Source organism: Salipiger sp. PrR002 (assembly GCF_010500775.1).
GTDB lineage: Bacteria > Pseudomonadota > Alphaproteobacteria > Rhodobacterales > Rhodobacteraceae > Salipiger.
Genome location: NZ_JAAGOU010000033.1, coordinates 1 through 26,420 on the forward strand (window position 1 = coordinate 1; position 26,420 = coordinate 26,420).

The 26,420-nt window shown below is 65.3% G+C and carries 27 protein-coding genes; 14 read left to right on the forward strand and 13 right to left on the reverse strand.

Going from position 1 to position 26,420, the window contains the following annotated elements; all coding sequences use genetic code 11:
- Window positions 1–243: 243 nt before the first annotated feature.
- Together G0A00_RS21710 and G0A00_RS21715 are read right to left on the reverse strand one after the other, a co-directional pair.
- Window positions 244–480: a hypothetical protein gene (locus G0A00_RS21710; RefSeq protein ID WP_164184400.1), complete on the reverse strand. Its 237-nt coding sequence runs from the start codon at window positions 478–480 to the stop codon at window positions 244–246.
- 156 nt (window positions 481–636) lie between these two features.
- On the reverse strand, window positions 637–873 hold the full coding sequence (locus G0A00_RS21715; protein ID WP_164184444.1) for a hypothetical protein: 237 nt from the start codon (window positions 871–873) through the stop codon (window positions 637–639).
- A gap of 409 nt (window positions 874–1,282) precedes the next feature.
- Between G0A00_RS21715 and G0A00_RS21720 the strand changes: the two genes are divergently transcribed.
- On the forward strand, window positions 1,283–2,275 hold the full coding sequence (locus tag G0A00_RS21720; RefSeq protein ID WP_164184443.1) for a zinc transporter ZntB: 993 nt from the start codon (window positions 1,283–1,285) through the stop codon (window positions 2,273–2,275).
- Window positions 2,276–2,342: 67 nt separating this feature from the next.
- On the opposite strand, the gene G0A00_RS21725 is transcribed toward G0A00_RS21720, so the two are convergent.
- The gene (locus G0A00_RS21725) at window positions 2,343–2,945 is read right to left on the reverse strand and encodes a response regulator transcription factor (protein WP_164184442.1); all 603 of its coding nucleotides are present in this window, start codon (window positions 2,943–2,945) and stop codon (window positions 2,343–2,345) included.
- Between the two features lie 172 nt (window positions 2,946–3,117).
- Between G0A00_RS21725 and G0A00_RS21730 the strand changes: the two genes are divergently transcribed.
- Both G0A00_RS21730 and G0A00_RS21735 read left to right on the forward strand, forming a co-directional pair.
- Entirely contained in the window at window positions 3,118–3,633 is a 516-nt protein-coding gene (locus G0A00_RS21730; RefSeq protein ID WP_235953269.1) for a molybdopterin-dependent oxidoreductase, read from the forward strand.
- Entirely contained in the window at window positions 3,630–6,182 is a 2,553-nt protein-coding gene (locus G0A00_RS21735) for an ATP-binding protein (RefSeq protein ID WP_164184441.1), read from the forward strand. The genes G0A00_RS21730 and G0A00_RS21735 overlap by 4 nt, the downstream gene beginning before the upstream one ends.
- Here the strand turns inward: G0A00_RS21735 and cueR are convergent.
- The 5 genes from cueR to G0A00_RS21760 form a co-directional block, all read right to left on the reverse strand.
- A complete protein-coding gene (gene cueR / locus G0A00_RS21740; protein WP_066102732.1) occupies window positions 6,179–6,589 on the reverse strand; it encodes a Cu(I)-responsive transcriptional regulator in 411 nt (136 codons plus the stop codon). The genes G0A00_RS21735 and cueR overlap by 4 nt on opposite strands.
- The gene (locus G0A00_RS21745) at window positions 6,586–9,075 is read right to left on the reverse strand and encodes a heavy metal translocating P-type ATPase (protein ID WP_164184440.1); all 2,490 of its coding nucleotides are present in this window, start codon (window positions 9,073–9,075) and stop codon (window positions 6,586–6,588) included. The genes cueR and G0A00_RS21745 overlap by 4 nt, the downstream gene beginning before the upstream one ends.
- Window positions 9,076–9,175: 100 nt before the next feature.
- Window positions 9,176–9,601 (reverse strand): hypothetical protein, encoded by a 426-nt coding sequence (locus tag G0A00_RS21750; protein WP_164184439.1) that lies wholly within the window; start codon window positions 9,599–9,601, stop codon window positions 9,176–9,178.
- Between the two features lie 103 nt (window positions 9,602–9,704).
- On the reverse strand, window positions 9,705–10,901 hold the full coding sequence (rlmN, locus tag G0A00_RS21755; RefSeq protein WP_164184447.1) for a 23S rRNA (adenine(2503)-C(2))-methyltransferase RlmN: 1,197 nt from the start codon (window positions 10,899–10,901) through the stop codon (window positions 9,705–9,707).
- Window positions 10,902–11,122: 221 nt separating this feature from the next.
- A complete protein-coding gene (locus G0A00_RS21760) occupies window positions 11,123–11,650 on the reverse strand; it encodes an invasion associated locus B family protein (protein ID WP_164184438.1) in 528 nt (175 codons plus the stop codon).
- 167 nt (window positions 11,651–11,817) lie between these two features.
- Between G0A00_RS21760 and G0A00_RS21765 the strand changes: the two genes are divergently transcribed.
- Entirely contained in the window at window positions 11,818–12,834 is a 1,017-nt protein-coding gene (locus G0A00_RS21765) for an asparaginase (protein WP_164184437.1), read from the forward strand.
- Between the two features lie 81 nt (window positions 12,835–12,915).
- Here G0A00_RS21765 and G0A00_RS21770 read toward each other — a convergent pair whose 3' ends face one another.
- The 5 genes from G0A00_RS21770 to serB all read right to left on the reverse strand — a co-directional run bounded on the left by G0A00_RS21770 (window position 12,916) and on the right by serB (window position 15,325).
- Window positions 12,916–13,245: a hypothetical protein gene (locus G0A00_RS21770; protein ID WP_164184436.1), complete on the reverse strand. Its 330-nt coding sequence runs from the start codon at window positions 13,243–13,245 to the stop codon at window positions 12,916–12,918.
- 30 nt (window positions 13,246–13,275) lie between these two features.
- Window positions 13,276–13,563: a hypothetical protein gene (locus G0A00_RS21775; protein WP_164184435.1), complete on the reverse strand. Its 288-nt coding sequence runs from the start codon at window positions 13,561–13,563 to the stop codon at window positions 13,276–13,278.
- A complete protein-coding gene (locus G0A00_RS21780; protein ID WP_164184434.1) occupies window positions 13,563–13,820 on the reverse strand; it encodes a hypothetical protein in 258 nt (85 codons plus the stop codon). Before G0A00_RS21780 ends, G0A00_RS21775 begins: the two co-directional genes overlap by 1 nt.
- A 201-nt stretch (window positions 13,821–14,021) precedes the next feature.
- Window positions 14,022–14,303, reverse strand: a complete 282-nt coding sequence (locus tag G0A00_RS21785) for a hypothetical protein (RefSeq protein ID WP_164184433.1) — start codon at window positions 14,301–14,303, stop codon at window positions 14,022–14,024.
- Window positions 14,304–14,458: 155 nt separating this feature from the next.
- Window positions 14,459–15,325, reverse strand: a complete 867-nt coding sequence (serB, locus tag G0A00_RS21790; RefSeq protein ID WP_164184432.1) for a phosphoserine phosphatase SerB — start codon at window positions 15,323–15,325, stop codon at window positions 14,459–14,461.
- A gap of 181 nt (window positions 15,326–15,506) precedes the next feature.
- Between serB and G0A00_RS21795 the strand changes: the two genes are divergently transcribed.
- From G0A00_RS21795 to G0A00_RS21840, 10 genes are all read left to right on the forward strand, one after another.
- A complete protein-coding gene (locus G0A00_RS21795) occupies window positions 15,507–16,901 on the forward strand; it encodes a trypsin-like peptidase domain-containing protein (protein WP_164184431.1) in 1,395 nt (464 codons plus the stop codon).
- Between the two features lie 42 nt (window positions 16,902–16,943).
- Window positions 16,944–18,260 carry a replication-associated recombination protein A gene (locus tag G0A00_RS21800; RefSeq protein ID WP_164184430.1) on the forward strand — a complete coding sequence of 439 codons (1,317 nt, stop codon included), beginning with the start codon at window positions 16,944–16,946 and terminating at the stop codon, window positions 18,258–18,260.
- Between the two features lie 120 nt (window positions 18,261–18,380).
- Window positions 18,381–18,758, forward strand: coding sequence for a fluoride efflux transporter CrcB (gene crcB, locus G0A00_RS21805; RefSeq protein ID WP_164184429.1), 378 nt, complete (start codon window positions 18,381–18,383; stop codon window positions 18,756–18,758).
- The gene (locus tag G0A00_RS21810; RefSeq protein WP_066102704.1) at window positions 18,755–19,804 is read left to right on the forward strand and encodes an RluA family pseudouridine synthase; all 1,050 of its coding nucleotides are present in this window, start codon (window positions 18,755–18,757) and stop codon (window positions 19,802–19,804) included. Before crcB ends, G0A00_RS21810 begins: the two co-directional genes overlap by 4 nt.
- A gap of 3 nt (window positions 19,805–19,807) precedes the next feature.
- Window positions 19,808–20,485 carry an HAD-IA family hydrolase gene (locus tag G0A00_RS21815; RefSeq protein ID WP_164184428.1) on the forward strand — a complete coding sequence of 226 codons (678 nt, stop codon included), beginning with the start codon at window positions 19,808–19,810 and terminating at the stop codon, window positions 20,483–20,485.
- Window positions 20,482–21,195, forward strand: coding sequence for an ATP12 family chaperone protein (locus G0A00_RS21820; protein ID WP_164184427.1), 714 nt, complete (start codon window positions 20,482–20,484; stop codon window positions 21,193–21,195). Before G0A00_RS21815 ends, G0A00_RS21820 begins: the two co-directional genes overlap by 4 nt.
- A gap of 196 nt (window positions 21,196–21,391) precedes the next feature.
- Complete coding sequence (locus G0A00_RS21825) at window positions 21,392–22,411, forward strand: amino acid ABC transporter substrate-binding protein (RefSeq protein ID WP_164184426.1); 1,020 nt, start codon at window positions 21,392–21,394, stop codon at window positions 22,409–22,411.
- A 138-nt stretch (window positions 22,412–22,549) separates the two neighbouring features.
- Window positions 22,550–23,983, forward strand: a complete 1,434-nt coding sequence (locus tag G0A00_RS21830; protein ID WP_066102692.1) for an amino acid ABC transporter permease — start codon at window positions 22,550–22,552, stop codon at window positions 23,981–23,983.
- A gap of 1 nt (window position 23,984) precedes the next feature.
- The gene (locus G0A00_RS21835; protein WP_164184425.1) at window positions 23,985–25,301 is read left to right on the forward strand and encodes an amino acid ABC transporter permease; all 1,317 of its coding nucleotides are present in this window, start codon (window positions 23,985–23,987) and stop codon (window positions 25,299–25,301) included.
- A gap of 11 nt (window positions 25,302–25,312) precedes the next feature.
- Window positions 25,313–26,101 (forward strand): amino acid ABC transporter ATP-binding protein, encoded by a 789-nt coding sequence (locus tag G0A00_RS21840; protein WP_164184424.1) that lies wholly within the window; start codon window positions 25,313–25,315, stop codon window positions 26,099–26,101.
- Window positions 26,102–26,420 lie beyond the last annotated feature (319 nt).

Genomic DNA, 26,420 nt, shown 5'->3' on the forward strand with positions numbered 1-26,420 from the left:
ACCTACGCCGGGCAGCAGATCGGGAAAGGGCCGCCTCAGGGCGGCCCTTTTTCGTTGGTGGAGTGGTGTGCGCCGGGCCGCTTTCGCGGGGGAGCGCTGCGGGCGGCTGAGGCGCAGGCCGTGCCGCAGCCCGGCTTCAGGGACCCAAACACAACTGCGCCCCCGCAGGGCTCTGCGGGGGCGCTTTGCGTCTGGTGCTGTGAAGCTGTGCTGGCGCGGCCCTCAGGCCGCGACCGGCGGAGCTCAGTTCAGCGACTGGATCAGCGCTTCGGTCACGCCGATTTTCTTGGCTGCGCCTTCGGTTTGCTGCAGCGTGTGCGCCACGGCGACGATCTGCTGGTCGCTCAGGCCCGAGAGGTCGGCGTTCGGCACGCTCGCCTCGATCACGCGCGCGGCGTTTGCGGCGGCGGAGGGGGCTGCGGAGGCGACGCCGGTCAGGGCTGCGGTGGCGATGAGAGTGGATGCGATAAGCGTTTTCATGGGAGGTTCCTTCCGTAACTTTGAAGCAGGCATTCTGCGATGCCATTGTGCTTTGATGCGCGTTTGTGCGCGGGGGGCTTGGCGGACGGGCCGGTCAGACCGGCTGGCCCATCCGTCTGGTCTTCGTGCTCACGCCGCGTGGGGCGTGGCAGACACTCAGTTCAGCGTCTCGATCAGCGCCTTTGCGATGCCGGCTTTCTGCGAGGGGTTGTCGAGGTCATTGACGGTCTGCACGACCGAGATGATCTCGGCGTCGCTCAGGCCGGACAGGTTGGCACCGGGCACGAGCTGCTGCAGCTCTTTCTGTGCGGGAGCCGCGGTAGCGGTAGCAGCCGAAGCGGCGCCGGTCAGAGCGGCGGTGGCAACGAGGGCGGATGCGATAAGAGTTTTCATAACGACGTTCCTTTTAACTCCTGAATCTGCGGTGGCGTCAGGCGTCGCCGCGTCCCGTTTCGTTTTGGGATGAGTGATAAATCGTTATTTCACGGCGATTTAGCAAATCACGGGAGCGATCACAGCGGATCGCGAAAGCGTGCACTTGAAAGTGAGCAAGCAAATCCCAATGGGTTTATAAACCGCACAAAATAAGAGCATTTGAACTCTCGGGTTCAGTTTCATCCTGTCCAATTTCGTGAACGAGAGTTCGAAAACCCATGGGTTTCCAAAAAAGAGCCAGAGGCTGTGCGAAAATGAACAGCTGCAAGATCGAGGTGACGACGAAGCGACAACTGCATGAAATTTAAGTAACATTTCATGACTTGCAGGGACTTGCCCTTTGCGGCGTCCAATGTACCTTTTCGCCATGCAAAACCTTGTCCCGCGCCCCGCTGATCTTATCGAAACCGGATTCGTCCTCGACGGGCCCAACGCGGGGCGCAGACTCACGCCCACTGAGGCCCCCGAGGTGCTGCGCAGCGAGACTTTGGGCTGGGTTCACCTCAAGGCCTCACACGCGGATGCGCCGGGCTGGATCGTCGAGAATCTCTCATATCTCGATCCGACGATCATCGACGCGCTGGTCGCCGAAGAGACCCGGCCGCGCATCACGCGGATTGGCGACGGGTTGATCGTTATCCTGCGCGGGATCAACACGATCGAGGGCGACGATCCCGAAGACATGGTCTCGATCCGGCTCTGGATCGACCAGCAGCGCATCGTCAGCCTGTCGCGGCGGAAGGTCCGGGCGGTGGACGACATCGCCCATGCTCTGGAGCTTGGCGGCGGACCGAAGGATTGCGCGGAATTCCTGTCGCTGCTGGTCGAGCGGCTGACCTACCGGATCGAATCCTTCTGGCGCGGCATCGAGGAGGAGGCCGACCAGCTTGAAGAGGATGTGCTGGAAGAGACGCATGACGCCATGCGTCAGCAACTGGTCGAATTGCGCCGCCGTGCGATCATCCTGCGCCGCTACCTGCTGCCGCAGCGCGATGCGCTGAAGGTGCTGCAAACCAGCCATCCCGATTGGCTCGAAGCCGACGACCTGCGCCAGATGGAAGAGGAACTGGACGCGATCGAGCGTGTGGTCGAAGACGCGGATGCGATGCGCGAACGGATGGCGCTGGTGCGCGACGAGCTTGCGGGGCAGCTGTCGGACCGGCTCAATCGCAACATGTATATGCTGTCGGTGCTGTCGGCGCTGTTCCTGCCTCTGGGCTTTCTCACGGGACTCTTTGGGATCAACGTCGCCGGGATGCCGGGCGCGGGTGAGCCCATGGCCTTCTGGATGTTCTGTGGCGGTCTGGCGGTAGTGGTGGGGCTGCAACTGCTGATCCTGCGCCGCCTGCGCTGGATTTAGGGCGCTGGTCTAGGGTACTGGTCTAGGGCGCGCTGGATTTAGGGCGCAGAGCCCCGCAGCGCGCCGCTCAGGCCAGGTTCAGCTCTTTGGCGATCATCGCCGCATGGGTGCGGTTGCGCGCCTCCAGCTTGCGGCTGAGCGTCTTTACATGCAGCTTGATGGTCACTTCCTGCAGATCGAGGTCGCGGGCGATTTCCTTGTTGGATTTGCCCTCGCAGAGCCCGCGCAGCACTTCGCGTTCGCGCGGGGTCAGTTCGGCGGCCTTGCCGTCGGGGGCCTGCGTCATAAAGCTGTAGGGGGCAAAGATCTCGCCCGCCGCCATCACCTGAGCGGCGCTCACGATGGTTTTGGACGGCAGCGTCTTGGGAATGAACCCGGCGGCGCCCGAGCGGATCGCGGCCTGCGCGATATCGGCGGTGGCGGTGCCCGAGAGCAGGGCGACGGGCACGCCGCCGCAGACGTCACGCATCCGATCAAGGCCCGAAAGACCAGCCATGCCGGGCATGTTGTAATCGAGCAGGATCAGATCGAAGGCCAGCCCACGCTCGACCAGCGCGATCGCCTCGTCCAGCGTTGCGGCGGTGAACACCTCGTCGATACCCTCCGAGCGGAGGAAGGCGGCGATCGTCTCGCGGACGAGATCGTGGTCATCAGCGACCAGAATACGCATGTGTCCTCCTGCCAAGAGCTCTGCTTGCAGCAAGCAAGTTCTGGCGCAAAAGTCTTACCGCTTAGTTTCAGAAACTAGTTTGGGCACTGGCAATCTGGTACGTCTTTGCGCTTGGGTAACAGCGACGTATGATATTGAGCGGCAACGAAGTTCGCAAGGAGGTTGGACACTGATGCTCCGCTGGGTGGTTTTGATGTTCGTTTGCCTGTTTTCCGGGGCTTTTTCCGGCTCGACCGCTTGGGCGCAGACGCTGCGCACACCAAGCGGGCCGGTGCTGCTGACCGTGGATGGGCCGCTGTCGGTCTCGAACGTTCCCGAGGGGGCGTCCTTCGATCTGCCCATGCTCAAGGAACTTGGCGAGACGAGCTTTACCACCGAGACGATCTGGACTGAGGGAGAGCAGACCTTCACCGGGGTCTCGCTGCATCGGCTGCTCGAAGAGCTTGGGGTCGCAGATGGGAGTCTCCGTGCTGTGGCGATCAATGAGTATTGGGTCGAGATCCCGGTCAGCGATGCCGAACCTGATGGGCCGATCATCGCATGGGCGCGCAACGGCAAGCCGATGAGCGTGCGCGACAAGGGGCCGCTCTGGGTGGTCTACCCTTACGACGACAACCCCGACTATCGCAGCGAGATCATCTTTTCGCGCAGCATCTGGCAATTGAAGAGGATCGAAATCGAGCCGTGAGCGACGCAAGCGATTCCTCCGCCGGTGGCAGCCTGCCGAACCGCAAACGCTGGGCGGCGCTGAGCGCGCCCTTCATCGTGCTGTGTCTTGCCGCGCTGGTGCTGCTGACCGTCGACGCGGCGCGGCAGATCCAGGGACTCGCGACCGCCAACTCGGACAATGGCCAGTGGTCGCTGGCGCAGATGGAGGTGGAGTTCGGCACCCTGCAGGCCGAGCTTGATAAGCCCGACGGCTATACCAATGCCGATGCGCTGCGTCTGGCGTTCGACATCTTCTACAGCCGGTACCAGACGATCTCTCGTGGCGCGCTTTACGCCGACATCGTCAACACGCCCACCGCAGAAGGGCCGATGCGCACCGTGCGCGAGTTCCTGAAAGACACAGTGCCGCTGATTGACGGTCCCGAGGATGCCCTGCTGGCGGCGCTGCCAGAGCTGCGGGTGCGGGCCGAGCCGGTGCGGCTGGCGATCCGCGAGGTCTCTCTGTCGGGGGTACGGGCGTTCTCGGCGGCGTCCGACACCCAGCGGCGCAAGGTGATGAACTCTCTGGTGCGGCTTTCGGGAATGGCGCTGATCCTCGTGCTGGCGCTTGCGCTCGGCGTGGTGGCGCTCTGGCAGCTGATGCATGTGGCCCGCGATCAGGCGCAGCGCCGGGCCCGCGCCAATCACCGGCTCGAAGCGGTGGTCTCGACGGCGCTCGACGGGATCGTGGTGACCGATGGCGCGGGGCGGATCCTGCAGTTCAACGGCGCGGCGGAATGCATTTCCGGCCATGGCCGCGATCTGACGCTGGGCCGTCCAGCGTCTGAACTGTTGTTCCCGCCCGGTAGCCCGGAGGCACGCGACCTGACCTTCTCCAGACATGCAGGGCGGGGCCGGGTGCGCTGCGAGGGGCTGCGCGCCGATGGCACGCGCTACCCGATGGAGCTTTCGGTCACCGAGACGGAGCATGAGGGAGATATGCTGCGCGCGGTCTATTTCCGCGACATCACCCGCGACATCAGCGCCGAGGAAGAGCTTGTCGAGGCGCGCGACAAAGCGGTCGAAGGCGAGCAGGCCAAGGCCCGTTTCATCGCCATCATGAGCCACGAGATGCGCACGCCGCTGAACGGTATGATCGGTGCGCTGGAACTGCTGACCGAAACGGAACTGAACCGTGACCAGCGCGAATATCTGCAGATCCTGCGCCGCGCCGGGGACGTGCTCTTGCAGCATGTGAACGACGTGCTCGACCATACGCGGCTGGAGACCGGGCGTTTCAGCTTTGCCCGCGCGCCGTTTGATCCGGTGGAGCTTGCGCGGGAGGTGGTGGACGTGCTGCGGCCCACGGCGGCAGCGCGCGGCAACATGCTGCAGGTCTCGCTGCCCGATGGCGGCTGCCCGCTGATGATGGGGGATCCGACGCGCCTGAGGCAGGTGCTGGTCAACCTCATGGGCAATGCGATCAAATTCACCGAGAATGGCGAGATTCACCTCACGCTGGACTGTCCCGAGCGGACCGGCACGCTGCATTTCGAGGTGGCGGACAATGGCATCGGCATCGCCGAGGACCAGCAGGAGCGCATCTTCGAGGATTTCGTGACGCTCGACTCCTCCTACATGCGCGCGGCAGAGGGCACCGGGCTGGGGCTGGGGATCGTCCGGCGGCTGGTCAATGCGATGGGCGGCGAGGTCTCGGTCGAAAGCGCGCCGGGGAAGGGCACGCGCTTTAGCGTTGCGCTGCCTGCCGAACGCGCGCCGCTTCAGGCGCTGCCGCCCGCCCCGGTGCAGAACCCGCAGATGGCCCCTTCGCGCATCCTCGTGGTCGAGGACAATCCGGTGAACCGCCTCGTGGCGAACGCCATGCTGCGCAAGATGGGGCATACGGTGATCGAGGCGCGCGACGGTGCAGAAGGGCTGAAGATCGCGGCAGAAGAGCCCTTTGACCTCGTGCTGATGGATATCTCGATGCCCGGCCTCGATGGTGTCGAAACCACGCGCCGTCTGCGTGCCGGGGGTGGGCCGAACGCCGAAACGCCCATCGTCGCGCTCACCGCCCATGCGCTGCCCGCCGACATCGCGCGGTTCCGCGAGGCGGGCATGAAGGTCACCCTGACCAAGCCGATCACATGGCGCGCGCTGACCGAAGCGATCGCGGGCATTGCCCCGGTTGCTGCTCCGCTCCCCGAGGCGCAGGGCGCGGCGGATATGGAGCCGCAGGACGCCCCGGTGCTGGATGACGTGGCGCTCGACGCCGCGGCGACGACGCTCGGGGCAGAGCTGTTCGCCTCGCTGCGCGACCGTTTCGTGTCCGAGACCGAAGACGGCCTGCGCGAACTGGCGAAGGAAATGCGCGCCGGGATCGACCCGACGCGCTATGCCGAGAAGGTCCACCGGATCGCGGGATCCGCGGCGGTGTTTGGTGCCACTGCCCTGCACGCCGCCTTGCGCGTCGAGGAAGAGCGCGCCCGGTCAAGCGAGACGCTGCCGGTGGGCAGCCTCGACGCGGTGATGCCGGTCTGGCAGGCGACCCGCCGGGCGCTGCTGGAGCTTGAGACCCAAGCGCCCTAGGGCTCGGACGGTGCTTTGCACGGCTCCGAGGCCAGATCGCTGAGGATCGGGCAGTCGGGGCGGTCGTCGCCGTGGCAGGCGTGGACCAGATGCGCCAGCGTGTCGCGCATCTGCTGCAACTGCGCCAGCTTCTCGTCGATCTGCGCCAGATGGTCCTCGGCGATATGCTTCACCTCGGCGCTTGCGCGGCTTTCGTCCTCATAGAGCGCCAGCAGCGCGCGGCAGTCCTCAATGGTAAAGCCCAGCGTCCGCGCGCGGGCGAGGAAGGCCAGCTTGTGCACGTCCTGTTCTGTGAACGCGCGGTAGCCGTTGGCGCCCCGGTGCGGCGTCACGAGGCCGATGTCCTCGTAGTAGCGGATGGTCTTGGGCGGCAGCCCGGCGCGGGTGGCGACATCTCCGATGTTCATGCCTCGGCCTCCTGCGGTGCGGCAGACTGCGACGGGCGCGCGGCATGCTCCGGCGCCATGGCCGGGGCGAGCCTGCGCAGACGCAGCGCGTTGCTCAGAACAAAGACCGACGACAGCGCCATCGCGCCCGCCGCCAGCATCGGCGAAAGCAGCGTGCCGAAGGCCGGGTAGAAGACCCCAGCCGCCACCGGGATCAGCGCCACGTTGTAGCCGAAGGCCCAGAAGAGGTTCTGACGGATGTTGCGCAGCACGGCGCGGCTCAGGTGCACGGCCTCGACCACCCCCCGCGTGTCGCCCGAGACAAGCACCACATCGGCGCTTTCGATGGCCACATCGGTGCCGGTGCCCATGGCGAGCCCGACCTCGGCCTCGGCCAGCGCCGGGGCGTCGTTGATGCCATCGCCGACGAAGCCCACAGCGCCATGCGCGTCGCGCAGCGCCCGCACCGCATCGCGCTTGCCCTCGGGCAGCACCTCGGCCTCCACATGGTCGATGCCCAGCTCGGCGGCGATGGCCTGCGCGGTGGCGCGGGTGTCGCCGGTGATCATCGCGGTCTTCAGCCCCATGTCGTGCAGCTTGGCGATGGCGGCTTTGGCACCGGGTTTGACCTTGTCGGCCACGGCCAGCGCGCCGGCGATCTGCCCGTCGACGGCGACCAGCACCGGGGTTTGCCCGGCCCCGGCGATCTCGTCATGCGCAGCGCTCAGTGCGCCAAGGTCGATCCCCTCGCGCGCCATCAGCCGGGCGGCCCCGACCAGCACGCGGCGCCCCTCGACGCGGGCAACAAGGCCGTGGCCCGCGATGGCCTCGACCTCTTCGGCCTGCGGCAGCGTACCCTCGGCGGCCCGCTCCAGCGCCCGTGCGATCGGGTGCTCCGAGCTTTGCTCGGCGCTGGCCGCAAGGCGCAGCACGGCTCCCTCGTCAAAGCCCGGCGCGGCGGTCGTGCGCACCAGTTCTGGCCGCCCCTCGGTCAGCGTGCCGGTCTTGTCGAAGGCAACGACGCTGACGCTTTCCAGCCGCTGCAGCGCGTCGCCCTTGCGGAAGAGCACACCCAGTTCAGCGGCGCGCCCGGTGCCGACCATGATCGAGGTCGGCGTGGCCAGCCCCATGGCGCAGGGGCAGGCGACGATCAGCACCGAGACGCCGGCGACCAGCGCGTAGGTCAGGGCAGGGGAGGGGCCGAAGATCAGCCACGCAAGGAAGGTGAGCGCGGCGGCGGCCATGACGGCGGGCACGAACCAGATCACCACCTTGTCGGCCAGCGCCTGAATCGGCAGCTTGGCCCCCTGCGCCTCTTCGACCATGGCGATGATCCGCGCCAGCATGGTGTCGGCGCCCACGGCGGTGGCCCGGAAGCTGAGCGCGCCCGCGCCGTTGACCGTACCTCCAACCACGGTGGCGCCGTCCGATTTCTCCACCGGCACCGGCTCGCCAGTGATCATGCTCTCATCGACATAAGAGCGCCCGGTCAGCACCTCGCCATCGACGGCAATGCGCTCGCCCGGTCGGACGTGCAGCACATCGCCCTGTACCACTTCGGCGATGGGCAGCTCGGCGATCTCGCCCTCGCGCTCTACGCGAGCGGTCGAGGGTTTCAGCCCGACCAGCCGCTTGATCGCCGCCCCGGTGCGGCCCTTGGCGCGCGCCTCGAGGAAGCGGCCCAGCAGGATCAGCGTGACGATCACGCCCGCCGCCTCGAAATAGACCGCCCGCGTGCCCTCGGGCAGCAGCCCGGGCAGGAACAGTGCGACGGTGGAGTAGAGCCAGGCCGCCAATGTGCCGAGCGCCACCAGAGAATTCATGTCCGGCGCGCCCTTGAGCAGCAGCGGCAGGCCGATCTGGTAGAACCGCCGCCCCGGCCAGACCAGCACCGCGGTGACCAGAACGAACTGGACCAGCCAAGAGGTGGTCATGCCGATCGTCCCGGCGATCAGATCGTGAAAGCCGGGGATGAAATGGCCGCCCATCTCAAGAATGAACACCGGTGCGGTCAGCACGGCGGCGACGATCAGGTCGCGCTTCAGCGCCGTGTGCTCGGCGTTCTTGCGGGCTTCCTGCTCGGCGCTGTCGTCGCTGGCGAGGCTGGCCTTATAGCCCGCGCCTTCGACCGCGTGGATCAGCGCCGGGGCCTCGGCGGAGCCGCTCAGCAGCTTCACCTCGGCGGTCTCGCTGGCGAGGTTCACAGTCGCCGAGAGCACGCCGGGCACATCGGCCAGCGCCCGCTCGACGCGGCCCGCGCAGGAGGCGCAGCTCATGCCCTCGATGCCGAGGCGCATGGTCGACTCGCCGGCAGGGTAGCCCGCCTTGTCGAGCGCCGCACGCAGCGCAGGCACCCCGGCGCTGCCTTCCACATGCGCCATCTTGGTTGCGAGGTTCACCGAGGCGTCGGTGACGCCCTCGACCCCGGCCAGCGCCTTCTGCGCGCGTCCCGCGCAGCCGCCACATGTCATCTTCGTCACTTCGAAGCGCAGGCTTCCGTCGGCCATGATGCGACTCCTTCCAATCTTGGTCGCCTCACAACATAGGGCTTCCAGTCACTGGAAGGTCAAGGGCGCGGTTTCACTTGGCACGCGTCCGTGATGGGGGTCAGTTCAGGCGGCAATCGAGGCGCGCGCGGCATTCCTCGCAGAGCAGCGGCAGGCCAAGACGCTCGGCGGCGTTGGTCAGCGTCAGAATATGGATGGGGGTGACCAGCATGGTGGCCTCGGCTAGCGCCAGATCGCGGTCTTGCTCTGTGGCGGTCAGCACGAAGCTGGCAATGGCGCGCTCATCGTCGGAGAGGCCGGTCGCCTCCGGCGGGAGGATGAGCGGAGCGTGCCACCCATGCGTGGTGAGCAAATCCGCGAAATCACCCAAGGCGCGCAGGCAGGCGCGGGCGCGCGTGAAGCCGAGCGCGTCGCGCAATTCGAGCTGCGCGGTGGCTTCATCATTCTCGCGCCACAGCCGTAGTAGCCGCACCACCCGCGCTTCCGCGGGGCGCAATGCCACCCGGTCGAACCGTTCATGTCGCATGGAACCTCTCCCAGCCAGTCGCCCCGATGGGGCCGTCGATCCGGGCTGTCCCGGAGGTGGGACTGGCTGGGTGAGGTAATCCTGATTAATTAAATCAGGTTAGTCAAGCCGCGCCGCCGATGCCGCTCTCGGCTTCGATCTGCTTGCGCGATTTGCGGGCGCGTTCGGTGGCCGACTTCAGCTGACCGCAGGCGGCCATGATGTCCTCGCCGCGCGGGGTGCGGATCGGCGAGGCGTAGCCAGCCTTGTAGATGATGTCAGCGAACCGCTCGATCCGCTCCCAGTCCGAACGCTGATAGGGCGCGCCGGGCCATTCGTTGAAGGGGATGAGGTTGATCTTGGCCGGGATCCCCGAGATCAGCTTCACCAGACGGCGCGCGTCGGCATCGGTGTCGTTCACATCCTTGAGCATCACATATTCGAAGGTGATGCGCTCGGAGTTCGACAGCCGCGGATATTCACGCAGCGCGTTCAGCAGTTCTTCGATGTTCCAGCGCTTGTTGATCGGCACCAGCTTGTTGCGCACCTCGTCGGTGGTGGCGTGGAAACTGACCGCCATCAGGCAACCAATCTCTTCGGCGCATTTGGCGATCTCCGGCACGACGCCCGAGGTCGACAGGGTGATGCGGCGGCGCGAGAGGGCGATGCCCTCGCCGTCCATGGCGATCTTCATCGCGTCGCGCACGTTGTCGAAGTTGTAGAGCGGCTCACCCATGCCCATCAGCACGATGTTCGACAGCAGGCGCGGCCCGTTCTCGCCGGTGCCGGTGCCCGGCTCGGGCCATTCGCCAAGATCGTCGCGTGCCAGCATGACCTGACCGATGATCTCGCCGGCGGTAAGGTTGCGCACCAGCTTTTGCGTGCCGGTGTGGCAGAACGAGCAGGTGAGGGTACAGCCCACCTGAGAGGAGATGCAGAGCGTGCCGCGATCTTCCTCGGGGATGTAGACCACCTCGACCTCATGGCCGCCCGCGATGCGCACGAGATATTTGCGGGTGCCATCCGCCGAGACCTGCTTCGAGACAATTTCGGGCAGCGAGATCGCAAATTTCTCGTCGAGCAGGGCGCGGTAATCCTTGGAGAGGTTGGTCATCGCCGAGAACTCGCGGACGCCCCAGTGATAGACCCACTGCCAAATCTGGCCGACCCGCATCTTCGCCTGTTTCTCCGGCGTGCCAGCCTCGATCAGGGCGGCGCGCAGGGCGTCACGGGTGAGCCCGATCAGGTTCACCTTGCCCTCTTCGGGCTGCTTGCGGGGGATCGTCACCACGTCCTGGGTGATCGGCGCGCTGGCGGTCATCTCGTCATCCTCGGAAAAAGAAGGCCTCTCCATACAGGATTCGCCTGCAAAAAGTCAAAGGGAACGCGCAGGCGCGTTCCCTCGGTGAAGCTCATCTGTGGATGGCTCCTGAAATTTCAACCGGCCTGTGCGTGGCAGCGCTGGAATTTGAGTATTTTCGGAAAGATGAAAGCGCTTCGGGGTGCCTTTCATCTTTCTCCAATTACTCCCGCGCTGTCGGCTTAGTTGGTGCAGCGCTTCTCCGCATCCTCGACCGCGGCGGTGAAGCCCAGCAGCGAGAAAGTGTCCTTGGTCTGCGTGCCACGGCTCGACCGCGCGGTCAGCGTGGCATCGGAGCCGCGCTTCATCGCCGCGATGATCTTGGCGTCGTCCTGCGGCGTTGCGGGCCACGCCCATTCGCCCTCTGTGTAGAGCTCGAAGGTCTCACCCGAGACATTCGCCTCGACGGTCGAGCCACCCGCGAACGGGTACCCGCCGGTGAAGGCGACCTGACCCATCACATTGGCTTCGGGGCGGTAGAAGACCATCAGAAGGATATCACCGCGCTTCACCGAGACGACGCGGCCGTCCTTGGTGTTGACGCTTTCCTTGTAGGTGGTCACCGCCCAGCATTCGCGCGGGCTGTTGCCTTCGAACACCGACCAGTCGGTGATCGCATTCACCCGGTTGGTGCTTTCTTCCTGTGCGAGACCCGCCGTTGCGGTCAGCGCCATCGCTGCGCCCAGAACCCCACCGAGAATTGACTTCATACCTGCAGCCTCCAGCCGTGCTTGCCTCTAGATGTGTGGCGCGCCTCCAACCTGTTCCGGTCCCTTGACCGGCGCGACCATTCGTGCTCGACGGCGGGACAATAGACCGAAACACGCGGGGCGAGAAAGCCCCGATGGCAGATTATCGCTCGTTTGTGAGGACCCCCATGCGTCAAGAGCCCATCACCGCCGCCGTACCTCTGGTGGAGGTCCGCCGCGGGCCGCTCGCGGAAAGCCTGCATATGGGGCACGCGGTGATCTGTGACGCCTCCGGCGGCATCGTACACGCTTGGGGCGATCCGGATGCGGTGGTCTATCCGCGCTCCTCGTCGAAAATGATTCAGGCGCTGCCGCTGGTCGCCTCGGGTGCCGCCGAGGCATGGCATCTGACCCCGCCGCAGCTGGCGCTCGCCTGCGCCTCGCATCAGGGCGCGCCGATCCATGTGGCGGCGGTCGAAGCGTGGCTGGCGGATTTGGAGCTGTCGGAGGCGGACCTGCGCTGCGGTGCCCAGCCGAGCCGCGACAAGGCTCTGAAGCTGCAGATGAACCGCGAGGGCGAAAGCCCCTGCCAATTGCACAACAACTGCTCGGGCAAGCACGCGGGCTTTCTGACGCTCAGCCAGTATCTGGGGGCCGGTCCCGAATATGTGCTGCCAGAGCATCCGGTTCAGGTGGCGGTGCGCGATGCCTTCGAGGAGGTAACCGGCGCGGTAAGCCCCTGCTTCGGGATCGACGGCTGCTCGGCCCCCAACCACGCCACCACGATGGCGGGCATGGCGCGGGCCATGGCGTGGTTCGCCAGCGCGCAGCAGCGCGGCGATACGCTCAGCCGTGCCGGGGTGCAATTGGTTGAGGCGATGTATGCCTATCCCGATCTGGTGGCGGGGGAAGGCCGCGCCTGCACCTTGCTCATGCGCGCCGCGCTGGAGCCGCTGGCGATCAAGACCGGGGCGGAGGGCTATTTCGTCGCCATCCTGCCGGAGCGCGGTCTGGGCGTTACGGTCAAGATCATCGACGGCGCCACGCGCGCGGCGGAATGCGTGATGGCCGCGCTGCTGGTGCGGCTTGGTGTGGCGGACCCGGCGCATCCCGACGTGCACCGCTTCCTCAACCCCGAGCTGCGCAATTTCGCAGGCCATCTCACCGGGGAAATCCGCCCGCTGGACACGCTCTTCGCCGCGTGACGGAGGTGAAGCAGGAAGGCGCGTTCCGCAGGTTGGGAGAGCGGGTAGCGCTTTAAACGGTTGGAAAGCGTCGCGGACTGATCAGCGGCTGGCTCTGCCTACTCCGAGGTCTTCCCCGTAGGCGGCCTTCACCCGGTCTCGGAACGTCTCCACCTTGCGCATGAAATCCTCCTGCTTCTCGAAATCCTCGAGATTCAACTCAAGCCTGAGCAACTGCCAGTCGCCGCCTTCACCTTTGCGCGGCGTTGTGGTGCAGTCCTCGGGGTCGCTCGTGTTCCAAAGGGTATCCTTGGCATCGAAGGGCTGCTCTGCCCCAAGCCACTGGTAGGCGTAGATGGAAAAGCTGGTTTCGGTCTCGGTCTCAGACGGGAGCGCCGAGGGGGATGGGCTGACACCGGGCGTGTCCTGCATGGTGTCCCAAAAGCCAGAGTCGGCGCAGGGTCACAGGTAGACGATGCATTCTCCCGGCTTGATGGTCCAGTAGCGCGTTCCCACGCTGTTAAGCGCGATTGCGCAGGATTGCATCGGAACGAAATCCCAGCTCCACTTTCGCAGCGGGTCGACCCGTTGAGGCGGCGCCACGTCATGTTCTGTCGCGAACCAGCAGGCGAAATTCAGCGGCTCGAATTCGCGCCGAGCTAGTTTCATCATCGCCAAGGTGCGCTGCTGGTAGGCGGCGACAACGCGATAGGCGGTGCGCACGTTGCGCAGCGAGTCGGTCCAGGTCATTACCATATTTCCAAGCTCTCCAGTCCAAGTTCAGCGGTGTTGGGAAGCGGGTGCAGGCGCTTCAGACCGACGTCGAAGTCAACGTGCACGAAGCCGAAGAAGGAAAGCGCCTTCTCGAGATCCGACAGGATGCGCGCTTCGGCGGGGCTGACCTTGGCTTGCAGTTTCGTGACTGCGCGCGCGATATCGGCCCAGCTGAACCACGCGACCTTCACGTCTTCCCGGACAGCAGCGGCTGCGGCGCGAAAGGCGGCCATGTCGCTTACCCTGCCGCCGACACCGAGAACCCCCAGGATATCGGCGGGGGTCTCGTACTCTTCGCGCTGCCGTTGCAGGTAGCTCTGGAGTTGGTCCTGCCATTGTCGGGGCCATTGCGTGGCATGTTCCTGCTTCGCCTCAACGATGAGATCGAGCGTCTTCGCAGGGTCTCCGACCGTCAGGCGGATGAAGACGTCGGGCTAGACGCTGGTTCTGCCTGCATCGGGCGCGGGCCAGCGGGGCCAGAAGTCTACGGTCGCGAATTCGGCTGTCTTCCAAGCGAAGAGCTGGGCGCCGTCCGCAGAGTCATGCCGGGCGGCCTCGCGGAGCAGCTTCATCGCTGTGGGCCCCGACAGGTAGCTGAGCCTTTCGATGAAGGTCGCGGTAATATGGTCTTCTCTGGTTTGAAAGGACTCGCGCCAGAAGATGCGATCTTCCTCGCCGGCGCGGCCGGCTTTGGAGTGCAGGATGGAATTGAGCATTGTACCTCGGATTGTTCAGCCTCATCAGCGAGATGAACAGGTCTGACCGGCGCAGATCAACCCGGGTGCTTTCGGCTTTCGAACTTACGTGTTGATATGCCACATGTCGCTGGAAGCTAATCGACTGCCGAACCGCCGCCGCCCTGACGCCGCGCTCAGCCCGCGAATTCGTCGCGGGCGTAGCCCTGCAGGAACAGCAGCGCGGTCAGATCGCCGAGGTTCACCCGCAGAGCGCATTCCGCCTGCACCGAGGGTTTGGCATGCAGCGCGACGCCAAACCCGGCGCGGCCCAGCATCCCCAGATCATTCGCGCCGTCGCCCACCGCGAGCACGTCGGCCTCGGTGATGCCGAGCCGTGCGGTGATCTCCTCCAGCGCCTGCACCTTTGCCTCGCGCCCGAGGATGGGCCGTGCCGGAATGCCGGTGAGCTTGCCGCCCTCGACCAGCAGCGTGTTGGCGCGGTTCTCGTCGAAGCCAACCTGCGCCGCCACTTTCCCGGTGAAGGCGGTGAACCCGCCCGAGACCAGCGCCGCATAGGCACCATTGGCCTTCATCGTCGCCACGAGGGCAGGGCCGCCCGGCATCAGCGTGATGCGGGTCTCCAGCACCTTGTCGATGACGCTTTCCGGCAAGCCTTTCAGCAGCGCCACCCGCTCGGTCAGCGCGCCTTCGAAGTCGAGCTCGCCGTTCATCGCCCGCGCGGTGATCTCTTTCACATGCGCGCCGACGCCGGCTTCCTCGGCCAACTCGTCGATGCATTCCTGCTGGATCATCGTGCTGTCCATATCCGCCAGCAGCATCTTCTTGCGGCGGCCATCGCCCGGCAGCAGGTTCACGTCTGCCTGATCGGCGAGCGAGGCGCGCACCTCTTCGAAGTTGCTAGGCGCGGTCTCGATCGGGAATTCCGCCGCTTCGCCATCCGACAGCACGGTGACGGGGCCGCCGCCGAAAGCGTTGCGCAGGCTGTCGACCAGCGCGGTATCCAGCGTGCCGGGGCGGGCGATGAGCGAGACGATCTGCATGAGGGCACTCCAATGACTGACGCGGCGGCTTCTGACACGGCGCGCGCGGCATTTCCAGTCTTAGCAGCTCCGGTCTTGGCCGCGCCCCGCACACGTAAAGCGCACGGGGCGCGCACCGGGGCGTGACTTGCATTCCAAAGATCCGCCCGACATATCCCAAGAGGTACTGGAGGACCGCTACATGCTGCGAAACATCCTGATCGTTCCCGCCCTCAGCCTTGCCCTCACAGCCGTGCCGGCGCTTGCCGAGACCTCGGCCAAAGTGCCGCAGAGCAAGGCGGAGATTTCCCTCTCCTTCGTGCCGCTGGTGAAAAAGGCGACCCCGGCGGTGGTCAATATCTATGCCAGCCGCGTGGTCGAGGCGCGAAGTCCTTTCGCGGGCGATCCGCTCTTCGGCAACCTGTTCAGCGATTTTCGCGGGCGGCCGCGGGTGCAGAACTCGCTGGGCTCGGGGGTGATCCTGTCGGCGGATGGCATCGTCGTGTCGAATTACCACGTGGTGGGGCAGGCGACCGACATCCGCGTGGTGCTCAACAATGGCGCCGAATATGACGCCGAGGTTCTGCTGGCCGACGAGGAAGCCGATCTGGCGATCCTGAAGCTCGACGGCGCCAAGGGCATGCCCTTCCTGCCGCTGCGCGACAGCGATTCCGTCGAGGTGGGCGAACTGGCACTGGCCATCGGCAACCCGTTCGGCGTGGGGCAGACCGTCAGCTCGGGCATCGTGTCGGGCCTTGCCCGCTCGGGCACCGCCACCGGCAATGCGCGCGGCTATTTCATCCAGACCGATGCGCCGATCAACCCGGGCAATTCCGGCGGCGCGCTGATCGACGTGAAGGGCCAACTCATCGGCGTGAACACCTCGATCCTCACCCGCTCGGGCGGCTCGAACGGCATCGGCTTCGCCATCCCCTCCGCGCTGGTGAGCCAATTCGTCGAACAGGCGGAGGCGGGCAACACCTCCTTCGAGCGGCCTTGGGCCGGGATGACCGGACAGAGCGTAGATGCGGACTTGTCGGAAAGCCTTGGCATGGGGCTGCCCGGCGGTGTGCTGATCTCGGAGCTGCATGAGGCCAGCCCCTTCGCCAAGGCCGGGCTCGACGTGGGGGACGTCGTGCTCGAGGTCGACGACCAGCCGGTGAACACGCCGGCAGAGATGCTCTACCGCATGTCGGTGACGGGGCTGGGCCATAAGGCGCAGATCACCTATCTTCATAACGGCGCGCAGAACGAAGCCAAGGTCGCGATGATCGCCGCGCCCGACGAGCCGCCGCAACAGCGGGTCACGCTGGACGAGCGGGCGGTGCTGCCGGGGCTGACGCTGGCACGGCTGAACCCGGCGGTGCAGACCGAACTTGGCCTGCCGCTTGCGGGAGGCGAAGGCGTCGTGGTGGTCGATCCCGGCCCGTGGGGCGCGCGGATCGGTCTGCAGCGCGGGGATCTGCTGCGGGCAGTGAACGGCCATCAGGTCGCGCTGCCCGGCGAGGTGGACGGGCTGTTGAAGGACGCGGTGCCGCGCATCCAGATTGACGCGCAGCGCGGCAATGGCCGCATCTCGCTGCGCTTCAGGGCCTGACGCGGCAAAAGCTGAACAGGGCCATGGGAGGGGCCGACACAGATGGCCGATCTATTCGACGACCCCTCCGGGGCTGCGACGCCCGCACAGTCCGGCCCGCGCCCGCTGGCGGACCGCCTGCGCCCCAAGGCGCTGGGCGAGGTGATCGGCCAGCAACAGGTGCTCGGCCCCGAGGCGCCACTTGGGGTGATGCTGGCGTCGGGGGCGCTCTCCAGCCTGATCTTCTGGGGGCCGCCGGGGGTGGGCAAGACCACCATCGCGCGGCTGCTGGCCGATGCCACGGACCTGCATTTCGTGCAGATCAGCGCGATCTTCAGCGGTGTGCCCGAGCTGCGCAAAGTGTTCGAGGCGGCGCGCCACCGCCACGCCAACGGGCAGGGCACGCTGCTCTTCGTTGACGAGATTCACCGGTTCAACAAGGCGCAGCAGGACGGCTTCCTGCCGCATATGGAAGATGGCACCATCCTGCTTGTGGGGGCCACCACCGAGAACCCCAGCTTCGAGCTCAACGCCGCGCTCCTGTCGCGCGCGCAGGTGCTGGTGCTCGAGCGGCTGGGCCTTGCCGATCTCGAGAGTCTCGCGCAGCGCGCCGAGCGGGAATTGGACCGCAGCCTGCCGCTCGATGCTGCCGCGCGCGCCGCGCTCCTCGAGATGGCCGATGGCGATGGCCGCGCGCTGCTCAACCTCATCGAGCAGATCATGGCGTGGAAGGTCGATGCGCCGCTGGCCCCCGAGGCGCTCTCGGCCCGGCTCATGCGCCGCGCCGCGCAATACGACAAGAGCGGCGATGGCCATTACAACCTCATTTCGGCACTGCATAAGGCGGTGCGCGGCTCGGACCCGGATGCCGCGCTCTACTGGTTCGCGCGGATGCTGGAGGGCGGCGAGGACCCGCGCTTTCTTGCCCGGCGCCTGACCCGCATGGCGGTCGAGGACATCGGTCTGGCCGATCCTCAGGCGCAGGCGATCTGCATCGACAGCTGGCAGACCTACGAGCGGCTGGGCAGCCCCGAGGGCGAACTGGCGCTGGCGCAGGCGGTGATCTACCTCGCGCTGGCCCCCAAATCCAATGCTGCGTATGTGGCCTATAAGGCCGCCAGAAGCGCCGCCAAGCGCACCGGCTCACTGATGCCGCCCAAGCATATCCTCAACGCGCCGACCGCGATGATGAAGGATCAGGGCTATGGCAGCGGATATGCCTATGACCATGACGCCGAGGATGGGTTTTCGGGGCAGGATTACTTCCCCGAGGCCATGGACCGCGGCAGCTACTACGCGCCGGTCGAACGCGGCTTCGAGCGCGACCTGAAAAAGCGCGTCGACTATTTCGAAAAGCTGCGCCGCGAGCGAAACCCCTGACCTTCGTCTAGGCTGAAATATCCCGGGGGTGAGGCGCGCAGCGCCGAGGGGGCAGAGCCCCCCCTATGCTTAGCGGCGCGGAAACTTGACAATTCCCCAGTCGCAGGACATTTCCGCCCTATGATCCTCACGGTTTTACAGGTCGCGCTCGGCGGAGCGCTGGGTGCCAGCGGGCGCTATCTCACCGGGCTTGCCATGGCGCGCCTGCTTGGCAAGGGATTCCCATGGGGCACGCTGACGGTGAACATCGTCGGCTCCTTTGCCATGGGCGTCATCGTGGTGCTGCTGGGCAATCTTTCGGCCAACCGTTTCGCGCCCTTCCTGATGACCGGCGTGCTTGGAGGCTTTACCACGTTTTCCGCGTTTTCCCTCGACTTCGCAACGCTTTATGAGCGCGGCGACGTGGCCGTCGCCGGGGCCTATGTGGCGGTCTCAGTGGCTGTCTCGCTTGCAGCGCTTTTTGCCGGCCTGCTGATCACCAGGAGTTTCTTCGCATGAGCCGAGTACAGACCGTGACCGTGGGGCCGGGCGATGGCGATCAGCGCCTCGACCGCTGGATGAAGCGCCACTTTCCGCATGTGCCGCAGGGCCGCATCGAGAAGATGTGCCGCAAGGGCGAGATTCGCGTGGATGGTGGCCGGGTGAAAGCCTCGACCCGCCTCGCGGTGGGCAATCAGGTGCGCGTGCCGCCGCTGCCCGAGCCCGAGGAAATGGCCAAGACCGCCCCGGCAAAGCCGAAGGTCTCGGAGGCCGACAGCAAGCTGATCCAGTCCTGCGTGCTGTGGAAGGACGATCACATCATCGCCCTGAACAAGCCGCCGGGGATGCCGACGCAGGGCGGCAGCAAGCAGACACGCCATGTGGATGGGCTGGCGGAAGCGCTGAAGTTCGGCTTCGAAGAAAAGCCGCGCCTTGTGCACCGGCTCGACAAGGACACCTCGGGCGTGCTGCTGCTGGCGCGCACCCGCGAGATGGCGCAGGCGCTCACCGCCGCGATCCGCCACAAGGAAACGCGCAAGATCTACTGGGCGCTGGTGGCCGGTGTGCCCACGCCCTATCTCGGCGAGATCAAATACGGGCTGGTGAAGGCTGGTGGCCATGGCAAGGGCGGCGAGGGCGAGAAGATGCGCGCCATCCACCCGCGCGAGATCGACAGCACGCCCGGCGCCAAGCGCGCCCATACGCTCTATGCCACTCTCTACCGGGTCGCGGGGCGGGCAAGCTGGGTGGCGATGGAGCCGGTGACCGGGCGCACCCACCAGCTGCGTGCGCATATGGCCGAGATCGGCCATCCGATCATTGGCGATGGCAAATATGGCGGCTCCGGTCAGGAAAACCTCGGCGATGGCTGGGGCGCGCAACTGGGCGGCATCATCTCGAAGAAGCTGCATCTGCACGCCCGCTCGATGACCTTCCTGCACCCGGTGACCAAGAAGCCGGTCACCGTCACTGCGCCTCTGCCCGAGCATATGACGCAAAGCTGGGAGACCTTCGGCTGGACCGAGGATCTGGCGGCGGACGATCCCTTCGAAGAGCTGCACTGAGCGATGGACCTGAAACTGATCATCTTCGACGTCGACGGCACGCTGGTCGACAGTCAGGCGGATATTCTCGCGTCGATGCGCGGCGCTTTTGCCGAGGTCGGGATCGAGACGCCGAGCCGCGAAGAGATTCTCGGCATCGTCGGCCTGTCGCTGCCGGTGGCCGTGGCGCAACTGGCACCGCAGGCCGATGCGCGCACCGTCGAGGCGATGGTCGAGGGCTACAAGGCCACCTACATGCGCCTGCGCGCGCAATCGGGCACGCCGGTCAGCTCGCCGCTCTATCCGCATGTGCACGAGATGCTGGAGGCGCTGCACGCGCGGCCCGAATGGCTGCTTGGCATCGCCACCGGCAAGTCGCGCCGCGGGCTCGACAAGCTGGTCGACGGGCACGGCATCCGCAACCTCTTTGTCACCCAGCAATGCGCCGACGATCACCCGTCAAAGCCGCATCCGGCCATGCTGCAGGCGGCGCTCGCCGAGGCGGGCGTGGATGCCCGCGATGCGGTGATGCTGGGCGACACGAGCTTTGACATGGACATGGCCGCCGCTGCCGGGATCCACGGGATTGGCGTCAGCTGGGGCTATCACGACCGCGCGCGCCTTGCCTCGGCGCGCAGCATCATCGACGATATCCGCGCGCTTCCGGCGCTGCTGGACCAACTCTGGAGCCAAGCCGCATGAGCGAATGGGCCCCCCGCCGCTTCTACAAGGACGCCACGGTCGAAGAGGCCGAGGGCGGTTTCACCGTGCATCTCGACGGGCGCCCGCTGCGCACGCCGGGCAAGGCCGCGCTGGTGGTGCCGAGCCGGGCCATCGCCGAGGCCATGGCCGAGGAATGGCGCGCGCAGGACGAGAAGATCGACCCCTCGACCATGCCGTTCACCCGCACCGCCAACAGCGCCATCGACAAGGTGGCGACGCAGCACGCGGATGTGGCGGACATGCTGGCGGAATACGGCGACAGCGATCTGCTGTGCTACCGCGCCGACAGCCCCGACATGCTGGTCCAGCGCCAGCAGGCGCAATGGGACCCGCTGCTCGACTGGGCCGAGCGCGAGCTTGGCGCGCGGCTCGAAACGCGGCAGGGGCTGATGCATGCGTCGCAGCCCGAGCCCGCGCTGCGGGTTCTGCGCGAGCGTACCCATGCGCTCAGCCCGTTCGAATTGGCCGCCTTCCACGATCTCGTGGCGCTCACCGGCTCGCTGGTGCTGGGATTCGCCGCCACCGGCAAAGAGCATGACGCCGAGGAAATCTGGGCGCTGTCGCGGCTGGACGAGAGCTTTCAGGCGGAACTCTGGGGCGAGGACGAAGAGGCCACGGAAGCCGCTGAGATCAAACGCGATGCCTTTCTGCACGCGCACCGCTTCTTTGCCCTCTGCGGTACTGCCTAAACGTATATCTCTTCCAGAATCGTTGCGTAAGATGCAGGCATTTGCATGCCTTTTTCGCGCCGCACCGGCTTGACCTTGCCGAAAGTTTCCTCCCAAACTCCCCCCAGCACAGGGAGGGAGCCCCTGGCTGCACAAACCGATCCAGCAAGGATCAAGAGCCGGTCCACAAGGGGCCGGGCAACAGGAAGAGGTTAACATGAAAAAAACCGTAACTCTGGGCGCTCTGACGGCTGCCGCCTTCGTGGCTGGCGCTGCAGGTGCTGCGACCCTGGACGACGTGAAAGCGGCCGGGGAGCTGAAGTGCGGTGTGTCGACGGGTCTGGCCGGTTTCTCGGCACCCGATGCAAACAACGTGTGGCAGGGTTTCGACGTGGCGTACTGCCGCGCGCTCGCCGCAGCCGTTCTGGGCGACCCGATGAAGGTTGCCTTCACCCAGACCACCGGTCAGACCCGCTTTACCGCGCTGGCCTCGGGCGAGATCGACGTTCTGGCGCGTAACACCACCTGGACCTTCTCGCGGGATGTCGACCTGAAGTTCGAATTCGTCGGTGTGAACTACTACGACGGTCAGGGCTTCATGGCTCCGAAGTCGCTGGGTGTGGCTTCGGCCAAAGAACTCGATGGCGCCACCGTCTGCATCCAGACCGGCACCACCACCGAGCTGAACCTCGCGGACTTCTTCCGCGCCAACAACATCAGCTACGAGCCGGTTCCGATCGAGACCAACGCCGAAGCGCAGCAGCAGTATCTGGCTGGCGCCTGTGACGTCTACACCACCGACGCTTCGGGCCTCGCAGCGACCCGCGCAACCTTCGAGAACCCGGGCGATCACGTGATCCTGCCGGAAATCATCTCGAAAGAGCCGCTCGGCCCGCTGGTTCGCCATGGCGACAGCGAGTGGGGCGACATCGCCCGCTGGACCCTGAACGCGCTGGTCGCCGCTGAAGAATACGGCGTGACCTCGGCAAACATCGCAGAGCTGTCCTCGGCTCCGACGAACAACCCCGAGATCAACCGTCTGCTCGGCACCGAAGGTGAACTGGGCGCGATGCTCGGCCTCGACGCAGAATGGGCCAAGCGCGCCATCATGGCAGCCGGCAACTACGGCGAGATCTTCGAGAAGAACATCGGCGAAGCAACCCCGATCGGCCTGTCGCGCGGCCTGAACGCGCAGTGGACCGAAGGTGGCCTGCTCTACAGCCCGCCGTTCCGCTAAGATCGACTAAGGCGAGGGGCGCAGGGAAACCTGCGCCCCTTTCCACCTAAACAAGAAAAACATCGCGTTTGCGTGAGGGGACGGACGGCGGATCAACCGCTGCGGTAACCCACACAGCAAATGTCCGGGGAGACATTTATGGCGACCATGACGGATCCGCCGGAGCGAGGCTTCCGGCTGAGTCAGCTCATTTTCGACACGCGCTATCGATCGATGACCATCCAGGTGGTGGCAATGATCCTGATTGCGCTTTTGCTGTCGTGGCTGATTTCGAACACGATCCATAACCTCGAGGCATTGGGCAAGGATTTCGACTTCGGTTTCCTCGGCCAGCCTGCGGGTTATGACATCAACCAGCAGCTCATCGACTACAACAACCAGATGTCCCACGGACGTGCGGCGCTGGTGGGCATTCTGAACACCCTGCTGGTGGCCGTGCTGGGCTGTGCCCTCGCCACCGTGCTGGGGGTGATCGCGGGCGTTCTGCGCCTGTCGAACAACTGGGTCGTCTCGCGTCTGACTGCGGTCTACGTGGAAGGCTTCCGCAACGTGCCGCTGCTGCTGTGGATCGTGCTGATCTTCGCGCTGATGACCGAATCCATGCCGACACCGCGGGACTTCCGCGGCGAAGACGGATCTTCGATGATTCTGGGCGAGAGCGTCGCGATTACCAACCGCGGGGTCTATATCCCGAACGTGGTGTTCAGCCGCTCGCTGGGGGGCAATGAGGTTGCCGCGCCCGAAGCGCCCGCGCCCGCCGCAGCCGCGAGCCCGAGCACCAATATGGCCGGAACCTATGGCGCCAGCCGCATCGCCACCGGCGGGGCCGGTGTGCAGACCGGTCAGAACAATGACGCCACCTCCACCGCCGCAGACGCCTCGGGTGGCGCTGAGGCAGGTGAGGGCGGAGAGGTCATCCCCACCTCTTCGGTCTGGGACTGGCTGCTGATCCTCGCCGTACTGATCGCCGGGGGTGTCGGTGCCAAAGTGCTTGGCACGCGCGCGACCCATATTCAGGAAGCAACCGGCAAACGCCCCATGACGCTGCCTTTCCAGATCGCCTCGGTGCTTGTGCCGGTGATCGTGGTGCTGCTCCTGCTGGGCGCGTCTCTCGACAAGCCTGAACTGGGCGGCTTCAACTTCGACGGCGGCGTGCATCTGCGCAACTCGCTGATCGCCCTGTGGCTGGCGCTGTCGCTCTACACCGGCGCGTTCATCGCCGAGATCGTGCGTGGCGGTATCCTCGCCATCTCGAAAGGCCAGACCGAGGCCGCCTATGCGCTGGGTCTGCGTCCGGGCACCACGATGAACCTCGTGATCCTGCCGCAGGCGCTGCGGGTGATCATCCCGCCGCTGATCTCGCAGTTCCTCAACCTGACCAAGAACAGCTCGCTCGCCATCGCCGTGGGCTACATGGACGTGCGCTCGACCTTGGGCGGCATCACCATCAACCAGACCGGCCGCGAGCTTGAAGGCATGTTGCTGCTGGGCCTGTTCTATCTGGTGCTGAGCCTGCTGATCTCGGGCGTGATGAACATCTACAACTCCTCCGTGAAGCTGAAGGAGCGGTGACATGAGCGATACACACGCACAAACCGTCGCCTATGTCCGCGATACGATGCTCGACCAGCAGGACCCGCCGCTGACGCAGGTCGGTGCGGTGAAATGGATCCGCGAGAACCTGTTCTCCGGCTGGCTCAACATCCTGCTCACCGTGCTCTCGCTCTGGGTCATCTATGCCGCCCTGAGCCACCTGCTGCCTTGGGCCCTGCGCGGGATCTGGGATGCCTCGAGCCTCAGCGAATGCCGGGCGATCCGTGACGAGATCTACGGGGCCGATGCGTCGGTGGCCTGTTGGGCGGTGCTGGCCGAGCGCTGGCCGCAGCTGATCTTTGGCTTCTACCCCAAAGACCTCTACTGGCGCCCGATCCTCGCCTTCCTGATCTTCCTCGCGGCGGTCGCGCCGGTGCTGTTCAGCTCGGTGCCGCGCAAGGCGCTCTGGGTGACAGCTCTTGCGCCCTTCGTGCTGTTCTGGCTGCTCTGGGGTGGATCGCTCTGGGGGCCGATCGCGGCCATCCTCGGCTTCGTCATCGGCTGGGCGATCATGAAGTTCGCCGCGCCGAAGCTTGGCTCTCTTGTCTCGGTCATCCTGACGATCATCGTTCCGGTGCTCTACTGGCTCTTCGTGGCCGGGCCGCTGACCGGGGCGCTGGCCTCGGTGGTGCCACTGGCGCTGCAGAGCGTCCCGACGCAGAACATGGGCGGCTTCATGCTGGCGATGATCATCGGCGTGTCGGGCATCGTGCTGTCGCTGCCGCTGGGCATCCTGCTGGCGCTGGGGCGTCAGTCGGACATGTTCATCATCAACAAATGTTCGGTGGCCTTCATCGAGATCATCCGCGGCGTGCCGCTGATCGTCTGGCTGTTCACCGCTTCGCTGCTGCTGAACTACTTCCTGCCGCCGGGCACCAACTTTGACCTGATGCTGCGCGTCATCATCATGGTCACCCTGTTCTCGGCCGCCTATATCGCCGAGGTGGTCCGCGGTGGTCTCGCCGCCCTTCCCAAAGGGCAGTATGAGGCCGCGGATGCGCTGGGTCTGGACTACTGGAAATCCATGCGGCTGATCATCCTGCCGCAGGCCCTGAAGATCTCGATCCCGGGGATCGTGAACACCTTCATCGGTCTGTTCAAGGATACCACGCTGGTCGTCTTCATCGGCCTGCTGGACCCCATCGGCCTGTCCAACTCGATCCGGGCGACCACCGACTGGAACGGTGTCTACTGGGAACTCTTCGTCTTTATCGGTCTGTGCTTCTTCATCTTCTGCTTCAGCATGGGCCGCTATTCGCTCTTCCTCGAGAAAAAGCTCCGCCGAGAGCACCGCTAAGGAGACCTCCAATGTCTGAACTTGCAACACGCGAAGTCGATCGCAGCCAGATGAAGGTCTCCGATGAGGTGGCCATTCAGATCACGAAGATGAACAAGTGGTACGGGACCTTCCACGTGCTGCGTGACATCGATCTGACCGTCTATCGCGGCGAACGGATCGTCATCGCCGGGCCTTCGGGCTCGGGCAAATCGACGATGATCCGCTGCATCAACCGTCTTGAAGAGCATCAGGCGGGCAGCATCATGGTCGACGGGATCGAGCTGAGCTCGGACCTCAAGAACATCGACAAGATCCGCTCCGAGGTAGGCATGTGCTTCCAGCACTTCAACCTCTTCCCGCATCTGACCATCCTCGAGAACTGCACGCTGGCGCCGATCTGGGTTCGCAAGATCCCCAAGAAACAGGCCGAAGAAACGGCGATGCACTTCCTCGAGAAGGTGAAGATTCCCGAGCAGGCCAACAAATATCCCGGCCAGCTTTCGGGGGGCCAGCAGCAGCGTGTGGCCATCGCCCGCTCGCTGTGCATGAAGCCGCGGATCATGCTGTTCGACGAGCCCACCTCGGCGCTCGACCCGGAGATGATCAAGGAAGTGCTCGATACGATGGTCGAACTGGCCGAAGAGGGAATGACCATGCTCTGCGTCACGCACGAGATGGGATTCGCCCGTCAGGTGGCGAATCGGGTCATCTTCATGGACGCCGGACAGATCGTCGAACAGAACGAGCCCGAGGAATTCTTCAACAATCCGCAGCACGAGCGCACGAAGTTGTTCCTTAGCCAGATCCTTGGGCACTAACGCCTAAAAAATCTGCATTATTTCAGCGAGTCCCATTAAATTTGGGGCTCGTTTTTTTATCATTTGTGTTACGTTCTGTGACACGGAGTCGCACGGCGGCTCCTCCGGTCTCTGACCGGATGCAATCTGTGCCGGTTTCATGAGGGGACGATCCGCGAAAGGTCGTCCGAGTGTCGCCCGCGTTCGGATCGTTGCGTGGGAGGATGCGCGATCTGATATGGCTGACCCGGACCTTTCGAATGGTCCCTTCAAACCGTGACCGGCTACAGGGGCGCTCGTGGTCCTTTGGGAGGGGGATCGCGGGCGCCACTTTATTTTC